Annotated in this window: 11 protein-coding genes; 7 read left to right on the top strand and 4 right to left on the bottom strand. The window is 64.4% G+C overall.

Annotated features, from left to right (window positions below; translation table 11 throughout):
* Nucleotides 1–36: 36 nt before the first annotated feature.
* From FHT08_RS00165 to FHT08_RS00150, 4 genes are all read right to left on the bottom strand, one after another.
* Complete coding sequence (locus FHT08_RS00165; RefSeq protein ID WP_104607153.1) at nucleotides 37–1992, bottom strand: peptidoglycan-binding protein; 1956 nt, start codon at nucleotides 1990–1992, stop codon at nucleotides 37–39.
* 169 nt (nucleotides 1993–2161) lie between these two features.
* A complete protein-coding gene (locus FHT08_RS00160; protein ID WP_104536503.1) occupies nucleotides 2162–2944 on the bottom strand; it encodes a hypothetical protein in 783 nt (260 codons plus the stop codon).
* 402 nt (nucleotides 2945–3346) lie between these two features.
* The gene (locus FHT08_RS00155) at nucleotides 3347–4255 is read right to left on the bottom strand and encodes a hypothetical protein (RefSeq protein WP_104607152.1); all 909 of its coding nucleotides are present in this window, start codon (nucleotides 4253–4255) and stop codon (nucleotides 3347–3349) included.
* Between the two features lie 109 nt (nucleotides 4256–4364).
* Nucleotides 4365–5168 carry an N-acetylmuramoyl-L-alanine amidase gene (locus FHT08_RS00150; RefSeq protein WP_166773904.1) on the bottom strand — a complete coding sequence of 268 codons (804 nt, stop codon included), beginning with the start codon at nucleotides 5166–5168 and terminating at the stop codon, nucleotides 4365–4367.
* A 310-nt stretch (nucleotides 5169–5478) separates the two neighbouring features.
* On the opposite strand from FHT08_RS00150, the gene FHT08_RS00145 reads away from it, so the two are divergent.
* The 7 genes from FHT08_RS00145 (at nucleotide 5479) to FHT08_RS00115 (ending at nucleotide 13733) form a co-directional block, all read left to right on the top strand.
* On the top strand, nucleotides 5479–6891 hold the full coding sequence (locus tag FHT08_RS00145) for an SH3 domain-containing protein (protein WP_166773903.1): 1413 nt from the start codon (nucleotides 5479–5481) through the stop codon (nucleotides 6889–6891).
* Nucleotides 6888–7985 carry a dipeptide epimerase gene (locus FHT08_RS00140; RefSeq protein ID WP_104536506.1) on the top strand — a complete coding sequence of 366 codons (1098 nt, stop codon included), beginning with the start codon at nucleotides 6888–6890 and terminating at the stop codon, nucleotides 7983–7985. The genes FHT08_RS00145 and FHT08_RS00140 overlap by 4 nt, the downstream gene beginning before the upstream one ends.
* Nucleotides 7986–8950: 965 nt before the next feature.
* On the top strand, nucleotides 8951–9727 hold the full coding sequence (locus FHT08_RS00135) for a L,D-transpeptidase family protein (protein ID WP_104536507.1): 777 nt from the start codon (nucleotides 8951–8953) through the stop codon (nucleotides 9725–9727).
* The gene (locus FHT08_RS00130) at nucleotides 9724–11031 is read left to right on the top strand and encodes an APC family permease (protein WP_166773902.1); all 1308 of its coding nucleotides are present in this window, start codon (nucleotides 9724–9726) and stop codon (nucleotides 11029–11031) included. Before FHT08_RS00135 ends, FHT08_RS00130 begins: the two co-directional genes overlap by 4 nt.
* Before the next feature lie 88 nt (nucleotides 11032–11119).
* Entirely contained in the window at nucleotides 11120–11617 is a 498-nt protein-coding gene (locus FHT08_RS00125; RefSeq protein WP_104536509.1) for a hypothetical protein, read from the top strand.
* A 170-nt stretch (nucleotides 11618–11787) separates the two neighbouring features.
* A complete protein-coding gene (locus tag FHT08_RS00120; protein WP_166773901.1) occupies nucleotides 11788–12120 on the top strand; it encodes a hypothetical protein in 333 nt (110 codons plus the stop codon).
* 434 nt (nucleotides 12121–12554) lie between these two features.
* Nucleotides 12555–13733 carry a PQQ-dependent sugar dehydrogenase gene (locus FHT08_RS00115; protein WP_104536511.1) on the top strand — a complete coding sequence of 393 codons (1179 nt, stop codon included), beginning with the start codon at nucleotides 12555–12557 and terminating at the stop codon, nucleotides 13731–13733.
* Nucleotides 13734–13781: the final 48 nt, after the last annotated feature.

Here is a 13781-nt window from a genome sequence, read left to right as displayed (position 1 = left end):
TGCTGTCGCACAGATTCGCAACCTGATGAGAGGTGCCTAGCGCGCAGGACCCGATTGCGTCTGCGCGGTCTGCGTGCGCTGCTGATCCTCCTGGTTCTGCCGCTGCGTTTCCGCTGTGAGCTGTTGCTGACTCTGCTCCAGCGGCACCGATGCGGCCTGCTGCTTGTCCACATAGGCACGATTCACATCGAGCGGGTTGTTGGGATTGCGCTCCACTGCAATCAACCCCTTGCCATTGGTGCTCGGCAGCAACTCGTCGATACGCGACATCCCACTGACCTTGGCTTCGAACGCGATTTGGCCAGCGGCACGCTGCATTTCGTCGCGACTATTGAAGCCGCCGTTCGGCCCATGCTTCTGAAGATGGTCCATTGCCTGCTTGACCAAAGGATCGACTGGACGTTGCGTTTCCCCAGCGACAGACGCGGAGAGCTTGGCCTCGCCAGCGTTCTTAGCCTGGCCCTGTTGCTTGCCGAGCGCTTCGAGCGTGGCCTTATCGGCGATCCCCGTCGGCTCCATGCCCTTCTCGCGCTGCAGGTTTGCTACCACTTCCTTGGTCCTGTCGCCGTAATAGCCGGTACCGGACAGCAACTTGCCGCTGTTGTCCTTCATCCCGAGTTCGATCAGGGCCTGCTGCATTGCCTTTATATCCGCACCTTGCTCGCCCGGCCGCAACGATGTGCGTGTCGGATGGTCCTGATTCTGCGACTGCGTCTGCTGCCTGTCCTGCAGCAGGTCGCGCGCCTTGGCGAACGGATCGGACGCAAACAACCTGGCGTTCTGGTTGTTGGCCAGATACGTGTCCAAGGGCATGGTGTTGACGCCCTTTGTGCCGCTGGACTGGCTGACCTGCAGTTCGCCGCTCTTCGGGTCGCGCACCACCATCAGGATGTGATCGATGCCCTTCCAATGGTCATGCCCCGAATTCCGGCTGGCATCCACGCCGATGACCATGCCTTCCTTCAACGCACCGGGCTTGAACAGGTCCTGGCCCTGTAGCAGCACGCCGGAATCGTCAAACGCTTTCTTGACAATGCCGCCGGAGCCATTCATTCCTTGCGCCAGCATGTCCTGGCGGCCGAAGACGTCGCGGCCGGCCTTCTGATTGATCTCCCGCATCGTGGCGTTCTGCAGCTCGGACACCCAGCCGGAGCAGTCGATGTAGCCCTGCTCCAGGTGCTTGCCGTCCACGCCCGGATGGAAGAGCCGGTGGCCTTTGATATTGATCGCGTACTTCACATCGTCGTACTTGACGCCCATCTCATACGCGGCGGTGAGCTTGATTGCGTCTTGACTGGCCTGCCCGGCCGCAGCAGCCGGATGCGACTGCACGCGGGCCGGCGCAGCCGGCTGCTGCGACTGGCCCTCGGCAACCGGCTTGATGCCCTTTTCCGGGATGGCGATATGGTCGAACTTGGTGTCCCAGTATTTCAGAAAGGTCTTGGCCATGTCCTGATCGGACATCTTCTTGAACTCGGCCAGCGAGCTGCCGGTGTAAGCCTCGAACTGTTTGGCACCGGCCGCATCCTTTTCGCGCGGCACGTTGTTGATGATGTTCGCGCGCGTATCTGCACGCGCGAAACTGCCGCCGGCAACCGCCGCCTGGACCGACCGATAGCCGGCAGCGCCCTGCTGGTGCGCCATGTACATATCCAGCCCGTCGGGCTGCGGCTTGCCAGACAGGTAAGGACGATTGTCTTTATCGTGCTGGCGGGTCAGCGACCTCGCATTGTCCTGATACAAACGCGCCGCGGCGTCGGTATTGGCCACAGCATCCAATTCACGGCCGCTGATGCCATAGGCCGCGGCGGTACCCGGAGTGAACTGGAACAAGCCCTTGGCGCTGTTGGGGCCACGGCTGGCCTGCTCGTCGAACCTGCCGCCGGTTTCGATATAGGCAAAACGCATGAAATCGTCGACCGGAATGCGGCGTTCCCTGGCTTCACGCTCGATGATGTCGAGGTTCTCGGCCTTCGTGTAATCGCGTGCCATCTCGTGTTACTCCTTGAGGTTGATATACGGCGCTGGGCGCCGACAAGGTCAACCGAGCTCGTCCATGAGCTAATTGGTGTGCGGTCAACAAGACTGTTCGGTGTTGCAAGTCGCAATTTCTTGCTGCTGCCGCTGCATCGCTCCGTGGAGCGGCGCACCGACCGATTCACTAGAGGTCTTTCGGCAGGTACTGGCCGCTCGCTTGGTCATACACATAGACCACCGCATCGGATGCATCGAGCATGCGCACCCGGCCGGGACCGGAAACAACCGTGCCCTGCAACGCCACCTGCATGGCCGGCATCCGCTCGCCGGGCACCGGCTGGAAGCTCAGCGTGCCGGTGCTGGAGACGTGCGGAACGCTGCCCTGTTCGTCGCTGCTGAGCTCGTTCTCTTCGCCGGCTGCAAGCGTTCCACGGTAGACCCAGCCCTGGTAGTCGCCCAGGTCGTTCTTGTCCGGATCGAAGGTAAATAGCGCAAAACCGAAGCTGGTGACGCCATTGTCGACACTGGAGGTCGGCACCGCCAACAGTAGGTGGCCGTTGTCCAGGATGTGCCGCTGCGGCTTGCGCGCCTCGTCGACGGCGTCGGCGCGCTCGTAACCACCGAAACGGCCCACGTACTGTTGCGCATGGAACAGCATCCACGGCCGCTCGCTGTCCGGCGCGGTCAGCAGAAACGTGGCCTGGCTGATCGACACGCCTTCGCCCGGATCCGGGAAGGTCTCGGCTTCGTCATTGCCGTACTTGTTGGGCGTGGCGTAGGCGAAACCGGTGTAGTACTGCTTGCCGCCCAGATCGAAATGCTGGCCGTGCCAGAAACTGGCAACAGCACCGTTATCGATCTGGTACGAGAGCGCGCCGTCCCCATCCATGCCGTAAATCAGATACAGCACGCTCCCCGGGTAGGGCGGTGCCACGGTCGTGACGGCTACTTGAGTGTCGTTGGACATGTGCAGAACATCCTGTATGTGTTGAAGAAGCCGGAACTACAACCGCAAATCCCGACATGTCATGCCCCGTGTCCGGAAAGGCCGTCATCTTGCGCATCGCGGACATCGCCCGACCCGCACAGACGCAGCTGTCGCAGGCGCGGCTTCGGACAGAAAACGGTGGATTGCGATCCGGCCCCAAGACAGGGGCGGTGATGGCGATTCGCGCATGGCAAACCGCAAGCCGGCGATCCACTCCGGCATTTCGGGCGAGTGCAGCATCCATTGCCGCTCGCGAATGACTCGCCTGATCATCAGGCCCCGTGGGCGAATCTTATCCAGTTCCCGCGCCCGAAACCAGCCGGCTCTGCCGACCGGTCCGCGCCCCGTGCCGCCCCGCAACGGACCGGCACACGGAAAGGCTCAGCGATCCAGCGGCGGTGTGTACTGGTGTTTGGCTGCGTCGTAGGTATAGGTGACCCCGTCGGCCGGGCCGAGGCTGCGGACCTTGCCGGGGCCGACAATGGCGGTACCACGCATGGCCACACGCAGGCTCGGCATCGATCCACTGCCGGGTTCGAAGCTCAGCGTGCCGGTGCTCGACGCGCACTTCATGTTGCCCTCATCGTCGCAGGCCGCGCTGTTGTCTTCGCCGGTGGCAACAGTGCCCAGGTAGACCCAGCCCTTGTAGTCGCCCATGTCGTTCTTGTTCGGATCGAAGGAAAACACGGCGAAACCCGCGCTGCTGATGCCGTCGGCGAAGCGCGTGGTCGGCAGCGCGAGCAGCAGGTGGCCATCCTTGGTCTCGGTGCGCTGCGGCTTGCGCTTCGGGTCCAGCGTGTCGGCCTTCTCGTTGCCGCCGAAATCGCCAGCCCATTGCTGCGCATGGAACAGCCCCCATGCCGGTTTGCCACCCGCGTCGTCCAGCACATAGGTCGCCTGGCTGATGCTGACGCCGACGGCAGGGTCCGGATAGTTCTCTTCCTCGGATTTGCCGTACTTGCCGGGGCCCGCGTTGGCGAAGCCGGTGTAGTAATGCTTGCCGCCAAGGTCGAAGCGGTAGCCGTACCAAAAGCTGGCCAAGGCGCCATTGTCGATGGTGTAGGACTCCGATCCGTCGCCCTTGATTCCATAGATGTCGGCGAGCACATGCCCGGGTGCCGGCACCTCGGCGTCGGCCGTGGCAGGACTCGCCGCCGCCGCTGGCGCAGCAGCAGGAGCGCTCTGCGAGGGCGATGCCTGCACGTCTCCGGGCGCTGCGCCGGGTGTCCTGGTGCAACCGCCGATCAGCAGGATCGTGGCGGCCCATAGGGCGGTCTTTCCTAGCCTCATCACACAAGGTCCTTCAAGAGTTTGGGCGAGCGGATGCTACCAAGAATGCGGTCGGTATCCAGTACACGCCGCGTTGGTAAGGGTGACGCGAAGCGGTCATGCTGGATTGCTACGGCGCATCCGGTTCGATGGGCGCCGGCGGAAGCTGCAATTGCCGCAGCGCTGGTCGGGTCAACGCATGCAGAATGCGCAAATCCTCGGCATCCAGCGTGCGGGCATCGCTGCCGCGGTAGTGATGATGAAACGCCTGCAGCGTGGCGGCGGGATCGTCGAGGCTGTAGCCGAGCAAGACGAGCGCCTGCCAGGGATCGACGCCTGCCGGCGCGGCGGGGGCATCGGCGGCAGGCCAGCGGCCGAAGCCGGCATCGGCCAGCCGCTTCCAAGGAAACAACGGGCCGGGATCGTTCTTGCGGGCCGGGGCCACGTCTTCATGGCCGACGATCTGCGTGCGCGGAATGCGCAGGCGGGTGCACAGGTCGTCCAGCAACACCAGCAGGCTGTCGATCTGGGCAGGCGCGAATGGCTCGCTGCCGTCGTTGTCCAGTTCGATGCCGATCGACGCGGAGTTGATGTCGGTGATGGTGCCCCAGCGCCCGGCGCCGCCATGCCAGGCGCGCTGGTCGTCGCTGACCAGTTGATAGCGCGTGCCATCCTCGCCAATCAGATAGTGCGCACTGACCCGGCCGCCACTATTGCGCCCGCGCAGCGTGCCCAGGCTCTGCCGCACCGACTGCTGGTCGGTGAAGTGCAGCACGATCAGGACCGGCCGCCGCGTGTCGTAATTGGGCGAGGGCACCCACCGGGCCAGCGGGTTGCGCTGCGGCGCATGCGCACACGCCCCCAGTGACAGCACCACCAGACATAGCGCGGCACGTAGCCAGGACGATGGTGACAGCGTTGGAGCAGATGACATCGGATTCTCCTGGCGAAACGGCAAGGGCCTGCGCTGCGCCAGCACCCTGATGAGCCGCGCAGGCGATGCGCCCATTATCTGCCGTGCGGGCGATGGCGTGCATCACGCGGCCGCAGCCGGTGGCAGGCAGACTGCACATGCGCAGATACTGACGGGCCTACAGCGCCACTGCGCCATGCGACACGCACCAGGGGATACTTGCGCATGCGTACACTACAAGCCGGCGCGGTCGGCGCAGGCCCGCGTGCGTGCGGTCGTGGTCCCCTGTAAAAGGCCTCGCCAGTCGCTGCATCCATCAAGAGCCCTCTTCATGCCACTGTCGCGCCGCTTGCTGACGTTGTTGCTGCTGGTCATCGGACTGTCTTGGGATGCTGCTGCGGCAACTCCTGCCACCCCGATACCGCAAACGGCACCGTTTGCGGTCAGCGATGCGCAGCTGACCGCCGACTACTGGATCCAGCGCAGCGGCAACGCGCAGACGCTGCGCATGACTGCCGCACAGATCGCCGGCTTCAATGCGCGCTTGCTGCGTGACGACGGCTCCATGCACGACCTGTCGCAACTGGCCCAGGTGCTGCCGGCGGCCGAGGTGCGCGCGCGTATCGAAACACTGTCGGCCATACCGACGCGTGCGCTGTACGACAGCGAAGCTCGCAGCATCGATGCCTCTCGCCTTGCGACGCTGCGCCACGCCCTGGCACTGGATGCGCTGCCTGCGCAGGTCACGCCACGGTTCGCACTGGTGGTGCAGCGCGCGGCATTGCGCACCTTCCCCACCGCGCAACGCCTGTTCAGCACTACCGACGACCACGATATCGACCGCTTCCAGGAATCGGCGCTCTACCCCGGCACACCGGTGGCGGTGCTGCACACCAGCGCCGATGGTGCATGGCACTTTGTGCTGGCGGCCAACTATGCGGCCTGGATCGCCGCCGACCGGATCGCCCTGGGCACGCGTGACGAGGTGCTGGACTACGCACAACGCAGCCCACGGCTGGTGGTCATCGGCGCCCACGTGCAGAGCGTCTACACCCCGGAAGCACCAGCCATCTCCGCACTGACGCTGGATATGGGCACCAGCGTGCCGCTGCTTGGCGACTGGCCGCCGCAACAGCCGGTCAACGGCCAGTTGCCACAGGCTGCCTACGTGGTGAAGTTGCCGCTGCGCAACCGCTATGGTCGCTTGCAGCTGGTGCCGGCACTGATCCCGCGCGGCGCCGATGTGCGCATTGGCCCGCTGCCGGCCACCCATGCAGCGCTGCTGCGGCAGGCGTTCAAATTTCTCGGCGAACGCTATGGCTGGGGCAACGATTACGATGCGCGCGACTGCAGTGGTTTCGTGCTGGACGTGTATCGCAGCCTGGGCATTGCATTGCCGCGCAATACCGGAGATCAGGCACGCAGTCCGGCGCTGCTCGGCGTTCCGTTCCAGACGCAGGCAACACTGCCGCAGCACCTGCAGCAACTTGCGCGGCTACAGGTCGGCGATCTGATCTACATCCCCGGACATGTGATGCTGGTGATCGGACATGAGCACGGTGCGCCATGGGTGATCCATGATGTAGCCGGCGCCAGTTACCGCGACGCAGCCGGCAACGTGCAGCGTGCGCGCTTGAATGGTGTGTCGGTGACGCCGCTGCTGCCCTTGCTCGCCAGCGACGGCACACCGTTTGTCGATCACATCACCCGCATCCAACGCATCGCACCGATTGGCTCCCCATGAAGATCACCGGCTTCCGCCTAGGCATGCTGCGCGTGCCATTGAAAACCCCGTTCAAGACAGCGGTACGTACCGTGCAGGCAATCGAGGACGTGGTGGTGCTGCTGCAGACCGATAGCGGCCACATCGGCTACGGCGCTGCACCGGCCACCGCCCCGATCACCGGCGATACGCATGGCTCCATCATCGCCGCCATCGATCATTGCATCGGCCCCGCGTTGATCGGCCAGGACGTGGCCGATCTCAACCGGCTGTGCGCGCTGGTACAACACGCGCTGGAGCGCAACACCAGTGCCAAGGCGGCAGTGGAGATCGCGCTTTACGATCTGTGGGCGCAGGCCCTGGGCACCCCGCTCTACCGGGCGCTCGGCGGTGGCGCGCCGCGCATCACCACCGACATCACCATCAGCGCCGATAGCATCGATGTGATGGTGGCAGCGGCACAGTCCGCGCTGGCGCGCGGCTATCGGTCGCTGAAGATCAAGGTCGGCAAGGACAGCGGCTCGGACCTCGAGCGGATCACGGCGATGCATGCCGCTGTCGCTGGTCGCGCATCGCTGCGCCTGGATGCCAACCAGGGCTGGACGCCCAAACAGGCAGTGCGCACCATGCGTACGCTGGAACACGCCGGTATCGTGATGGAACTGGTGGAGCAGCCGGTCAAGGCCGCGGACATCGACGGACTGGCGTTCGTCACTGCACGGATCGACACACCGGTGATGGCCGACGAAAGCGTGTTCTCGCCTTGCCAGGTGATCGACCTCATCCAGCGCCGCGCCGCCGATATCGTCAATATCAAACTGATGAAGACCGGCGGGTTATCCAACGCAATCCGCATTGCCGATATCGCTGCCCTGTACGGCGTGCCGTGCATGATCGGCTGCATGATCGAATCCAGCATCAGCGTGGCTGCGGCAGTGCATCTGGCGGTAGCCAAGGCCGACAGCATCACCCTGGCGGATCTAGATGCGCCCGCGCTCGGGCAGTTCGATCCCACCGCGGGCGGCGTGCACTTCGACGATGCCCAGATCCATATCGACGACTCGCCGGGCCTGGGCATCCGTCGCATCCGCGGACTGGAGCTTTTGCCGGCTTAACTTGCCGGCGAAAACGCCAGTTGGATCTCCAGGCCGCGTTGGTCCCGTATAGCGCCCTCAGCGCTTCTTTGCACACGCAGTCACCCGGACAGCGAATGTTGTGCGTTGCCTGCACCATGCCCACCGACCATCCCGACAGGTGCTTGTCCGCCCACCGTCGCGGGACCTTATGCGGCATGGATGCCGCATAAGAGCCTACAGGGAAGGTACCTGCGGCGTGTCCTGCGATGGTGGCGTTTAGGTGCAGTCCGATGCTTAAATCAAAAGCCCGCTGAGTCGAGTGCGCGGCGCCCTCACCGCTTGCGGGACACGCCGTGAACCCATCCCTGGGGGCTCGGTGGCGGCATCCATGCCGCCACACGGTCCCGCAACCGGCAAGGACACCGCACCAGAGAGTTGGTCGGCTGCTTTTGAAAGCTTGTTGCTCGGCTAGCGGTAATAGCTGAGACGTTTTAAGTTGCGTGTTGAAGCCTGTCTGCTGCTCGGCTTGCGATGGGAAGCTGGTGAGGCGCTAGTCGAACGCACAAGTGATCCGGCCAGTGCGCTTCTATGCTCTGCTTGCGACCATGCACACCGACCATCCTGACGGGTCCTTGCCCGCTCACCGTCGCGGGACCTTATGCGGCATGGATGCCGCATAAGAGCCTACAAGGACGTACTTGCGGCGTGTCCTGCGATGGTGGGCGGGCAAGGGCCCTGCAGCCAGGCCCAAAATCAGCCGCGTTGCAACCGGCTCAGCCACAGCGGCCACGCCTCCCAGAAAAACAAAGCACACTCGCTAACCGTTATAAGCCCCGCCAAGAAAGCGCCGGACCAGGCGCGCGCATGCGGCACACGGCCGCATTGCTGAGTACAGTAGCGACATGATGGTGTGCCCCCAACGGTGCCAGAGCAGCGCACTGCCTCCGTCAACCGTGTATCGATCCAAGACCCGTCCCCGCTCGACCCATTCTCCCGGAGCCTGCATGCGCCTTGCCACCTTGTTTCGATCCGTCGTGCTGTTGGCGCTGGCAAGCTGCAGCAGCGTTGCCGTCGCTGCCGGGCCGATCGCTGCCTTGAATCAAGCGCGCGCATTGATCGTGGTGACCACGCCGGATTGGGACAGCACCCAGGCGCGCTTGGAGACGTTCACCCGTGTGGACGGCCACTGGCAACCAGCCGCAGCGGGCTTTGCAGTCGCGCTCGGGCGGCATGGCAGCGCCTGGGGCGACGGTCTGCATCCAGCGCAGACGCAAGGCCCGCAGAAGCGCGAGGGCGACGGCCGCAGCCCGGCCGGCGTATTCGCGATCGGCCCGGCCTTCGGGTACGCCCAACAGATCGACAGTGCCATGCCATACCAGGCGATGAGCGCCACCCACTACTGCATGGATGTGCCGAGTTCGCCGCTGTACAACCGCATCGTCGACGCCGCGCAGGTCGGTCAGGCCGCAGTGGCCGGGTCGACCGAACCGATGCGCCTGGACCTGCAACATCCCGGCGATGCACGTTACAGCGAAGGCTTTGTGATTGCCCACAATCCCGATGCGGTTCCCGGGCGCGGCAGTTGCATCTTCGCGCATCTGTGGCGCACGCCGGGCCAGTTCACCGCCGGCTGCACCGCGATGGCGCCGGCCGATATGCAACGCCTGCTGGCCTGGTTGACGCCGGACGACAAACCGCTGTTCGTGCTGTTGCCGCGTGCCGAATACGCACGCCTGCAAGCCCGGTGGCAGTTGCCCGAGTTGAAGGAGCCGGCACAATGAGCCCCCCGGCCCCTGCACCCGATTCCACTGGCCTGGTTCGCGTGGTCAGCCGCTGGCAGATCGTCGGCCTGTCGATCAACGATGTCATCGGCAGCGGCATCTACCTGCTTCCGGCGGCCACCGCTGCCCTGCTGGGGCCGATGAGCCTGTGGGCAGTGATGCTGGCCGGTCTGGCGGTGGCGTTGCTGGTGTTGTGCTACGCACAGGCGGCGAGCTACTTCGACACGCCGGGTGGCAGTTATCTGTACACGCGTGAGGCATTCGGCCCGTTTGTCGGCTTTCAGATCGGCTGGATGATCTGGCTCACGCGCATCAGTTCGGCAGCGGCATTGAGCAACGGCCTGGCCGATGCGGTCGCGCGGTTCTGGCCGACCGTGGCGACCGATCACTGGGCGCGCTTGCTAGTGGTCGTCGGCTCCTTGGGTCTGCTCACCGCCATCAACGTGATCGGCGTGAAATCGGCGGCGCGTACCGGCATCGCGCTGGTGATCGGCAAGCTGGTGCCGTTGCTGCTGTTCGTGGCAATCGGCCTGTTCTACGTGGATTGGTCGTGGGCCTTTGCCGGCACGACGCCGGATCTGCGCGATCTTGGCAATCTCGGCGAAGCGGCTTTGCTGCTGCTGTTTGCCTATGCAGGCTTCGAAAACATTCCAGCGGCCGCTGGCGAATACCGCAATCCACGCCGCGACGTGCCGTTTGCGCTGATCACCATGATCGTCACCGTCACCTTGATCTATGCGGCGGTCCAGGTCGTCGCACAGGGCACGCTGCCAAATCTTGCGGCATCGCCCACTCCCTTGGCCGATGCCGCAAGCCGCTTCGGCGGTGAGGCGCTGGCGCTGATCCTCACCGTGGGTGCCACCATTTCCATCCTCGGCACCACCAGCAATACGGTCATGCTCGGGCCGCGCTTTCTGTTCGCGCTGGCACAAGATGGCTACGGCCCCGCATTCCTGGCACGTGTGCATCCGCGCTTCCACACCCCGGCTGCGGCAGTGCTGACCCAGGGCGTGCTGTCGCTGGCACTGGCGTTGTCGGGCTCGTTTACGCAGCTGGCATTGCTGTCGATGGTCACCCGGCTGTTTGCCTATATCGGTACCGCTGCGGCAGTGATCGTGCTGGCGCGTCGCTACCGGCAACGCACCGACACCTTGCGCCTGCCTGGCGGGCCCACCATTCCCATCGCAGCGCTGCTGCTGTCGCTAGGCCTGCTCGCCAGCGCCAGCTGGCAGAACCTGGCCGCCGCCGGTGTGGCGCTGCTGGTGGGCTGGGTGATCTACCTGCTTCCGCGCAAGCCTGCGTAGCGGTGTTCGCAGGACGCTCGCGCGGCGATCACGCACGACTAACCATGCGCGCCCAAGGCTGCAGTTCTCACCTGTATGGGAGCCTGCGATGAAACTGCGTCGTGTCTACAGCACGCCCGATATCGAGAGTGCGCAACGCGTCATGCAGGCTGCACGCAGCGCCGGCATCGACAACGATGCGCTGTCGTTGATTGCCCGCTCGGATATCGAACTGGAAGGCGTTCCCGATGAGCGCAAGGACGCCAAGACGGATTTTCTCCCCGCTGCAGCGCGCGGCGCCGCCACCGGTGGCGCTGCAGGCCTGGTCGCCGGGCTGGTTGCCATCGCCGTGCCGCCGATCGGCCTCACCATCGCCGGCGCCGGTGTGATGGCACTGGCGGGCGCTCTGGTCGGCACCTGGTCATCTGCACTGATCGGAGCCACCGTGCCCGATCCGGTGCGCCGCCAATTCGAGGACGAAATCCAGGCAGGGCGCGTCCTGGTCATCATCGATGCCGACGAGCCATCGCTGCAGCATGCCGAAGCCAGCCTGCGTGCCGCCGGCGCCACGCCGCTGCCGTATGAAGCTGCATCGGCAGCGACGTGATACAAGCGTGAGCTGCCAGTGCCGAGCGTACGAGGCAAGGCACTGGCATCGCGGCGCGCCTGCAAGCACTGCCGGGCACTGCAGGTCTTGATCCCCTCCTCACCTGCCCTGGCAACGGATTTAACGCCTGCCCGCCTAGGTTAGGTCGCACATTCACCACGGAGTCGAGCATGAACGTGCCGTATCAGATTCCAGGCCGCGCGCCGGACGAAGACCGCAGCCAGAACGTGTCCAATTATTGGCGCGAGCGCTTCACCGAAGAATCGTATTACACCGAAGGTGACCGCTACGAAGATTACGAAGGCGCCTACCTCGCAGGACACCAAGCGCGTATTCGCGAAAATGCACGTGCCTACGACCAAGTGGAAGCAGAATTGCACCGCGACTGGGAAGCCAACCGCGGCACCGATGGCCTGAGTTGGAGCAAGGCCCGTCACGCAGTCAAGCGCGCCTGGGAAAATGCTACTGACCTCGTCACCGGCGACAGCAAGTCCAAGCCCTGAAGACTACAACGCCACCATCGAGGTGGCGTTGTTGTATCGGTTGAGTCATGTCTTTCAGATGCCGGCGGCACTGTGCGCGCCGCGCTGTCGACACCCGTTGCGTCAGGCGTGTTCTGCTGCATGCGACCGTACCGACTACGTTCACTGCACCTGGCATTGGATAAGAATTTTCCGCTCCGCAACAGGCTTGCATCGACCGATTCGAGGGCCAGCGACTTCGGTGCGGCATGTAGCAATGCGACCGAGGTTCTCGCGATGTGCCATGGAGCCGCCTTTTCATGATGAAACGACGATTCGGGACAAGCGTGCTCCGCAGAGAGTGATCTACGACAAGGGCGGCCTCGACGGCGTCGTGTAAGGTGTTTGAAAACCCAACGCAGGCGATGTTGCGGGAGGGCTGCAACGTCGCTGCGCCCATCCCCCTGGAGGACCTCATGTCTATCCGACGTCTGCTTGCTCTGGCCTGTTCGGCCAGCTTGTTCACCACCGCAGCCGCATGCGCTGCGCCTGCCGTCGCGCCGGCTGCCGCCATTCCCAAGGCACAGTGGCCGTTCCAGGCCACCACCGTCGCCGATTTCGACGAACCCTGGGCAATGACCTTTCTGCCCGACGGTAGCCTGCTGGTCAGCGAAAAACGCGGCGCATTGATGCGGCTGGATCTCAAGACCAAGCGCAAGAGCGCCATCACCGGCATTCCGGCAGTGGCCTACGGCGGTCAGGGCGGCTTCGGCGATGTACTGGCGCATCCGCGCTTTGCCAAGAATGGCCTGGTCTATGTCAGCTACGCCGAACCCGGACAGGGCGATACCCGCGGCGCGGCAGTGGCGCGCGCCAGGCTCACGCTGGACGCCACCGGCGGCGGCACGCTATCGGACTTGAAGGTCATCTGGCGGCAGGATCCCAAGGTTACCGGCAACGGCCACTTCGGGCACCGGCTCGCCTTCGGCCCGGACGGCAAGCTGTGGATCAGTTCCAGCGAACGCCAGAAGTTCACTCCTGCCCAGGACATGCAAGCCAATCTGGGCAAGCTGATCCGTTTGAACGATGACGGCAGCGTGCCGGCCGACAACCCGTTCGCTGCGCAGGGCGGCGTTGCCGCGCAGGTGTGGTCGCTGGGTCACCGCAATATTCTCGGCCTGGCCTTCGATGGCAAGGGACGCCTGTGGGAACACGAGATGGGCCCGCTCGGCGGCGATGAGTTGAACCTGATCCAGCGCGGCGCCAATTACGGTTACCCGATCGTCTCCAACGGCGACAACTACGACGGCACCCCGATTCCCGATCACAGCACCCGCCCGGAATTTGCCGCGCCCAAAATCAGCTGGACGCCGGTGATCTCGCCAGCCGGCTTTGTGATTTACAGCGGCAAGCAGTTTCCTGCATGGCGTGGCAACGGCTTTATCGGCGGCTTGTCGTCGATGGCGCTGGTGCAGGTTTCGCTTGGCGATCAGCCACGCGAGGTGGCCCGCTATGACATGGGCGCGCGCATTCGCGAAGTGGAGCAGGGTCCGGACGGCGCGCTGTGGTTGCTGGAAGACGAAGCCAGCGGCAGCACCGGGCGCCTGCTCAAGCTGACGCCCAAGAGCAAGGCGGCAGTCGAGAACGACGCGTAACGCCGCGAGTTGCGTCCAGGGGAATCGTGCCATCGCCACGCATCAACC

Origin of the sequence: Xanthomonas sp. CFBP 8151 (assembly GCF_011761885.1) — a bacterium.
Classification (GTDB): Bacteria; Pseudomonadota; Gammaproteobacteria; order Xanthomonadales; family Xanthomonadaceae; genus Xanthomonas; species Xanthomonas arboricola_B.
This window is presented reverse-complemented; position numbering and strand designations above follow the sequence as displayed.

Excerpts from the sequence above, each read along its gene's own strand:
- FHT08_RS00130 (WP_166773902.1), top strand. The coding sequence starts at position 9,724 with ATGAGCCCCCCGGCCCCTGCACCCGATTCCACTGGCCTGGTTCGCGTG.
- FHT08_RS00165 (WP_104607153.1), bottom strand. The coding sequence starts at position 1,992 with ATGGCACGCGATTACACGAAGGCCGAGAACCTCGACATCATCGAGCGT.
- FHT08_RS00140 (WP_104536506.1), top strand. The coding sequence starts at position 6,888 with ATGAAGATCACCGGCTTCCGCCTAGGCATGCTGCGCGTGCCATTGAAA.
- FHT08_RS00125 (WP_104536509.1), top strand. The coding sequence starts at position 11,120 with ATGAAACTGCGTCGTGTCTACAGCACGCCCGATATCGAGAGTGCGCAA.
- FHT08_RS00135 (WP_104536507.1), top strand. The coding sequence starts at position 8,951 with ATGCGCCTTGCCACCTTGTTTCGATCCGTCGTGCTGTTGGCGCTGGCA.
- FHT08_RS00155 (WP_104607152.1), bottom strand. The coding sequence starts at position 4,255 with ATGAGGCTAGGAAAGACCGCCCTATGGGCCGCCACGATCCTGCTGATC.
- FHT08_RS00160 (WP_104536503.1), bottom strand. The coding sequence starts at position 2,944 with ATGTCCAACGACACTCAAGTAGCCGTCACGACCGTGGCACCGCCCTAC.
- FHT08_RS00150 (WP_166773904.1), bottom strand. The coding sequence starts at position 5,168 with ATGTCATCTGCTCCAACGCTGTCACCATCGTCCTGGCTACGTGCCGCG.
- FHT08_RS00115 (WP_104536511.1), top strand. The coding sequence starts at position 12,555 with ATGTCTATCCGACGTCTGCTTGCTCTGGCCTGTTCGGCCAGCTTGTTC.
- FHT08_RS00145 (WP_166773903.1), top strand. The coding sequence starts at position 5,479 with ATGCCACTGTCGCGCCGCTTGCTGACGTTGTTGCTGCTGGTCATCGGA.
- FHT08_RS00120 (WP_166773901.1), top strand. The coding sequence starts at position 11,788 with ATGAACGTGCCGTATCAGATTCCAGGCCGCGCGCCGGACGAAGACCGC.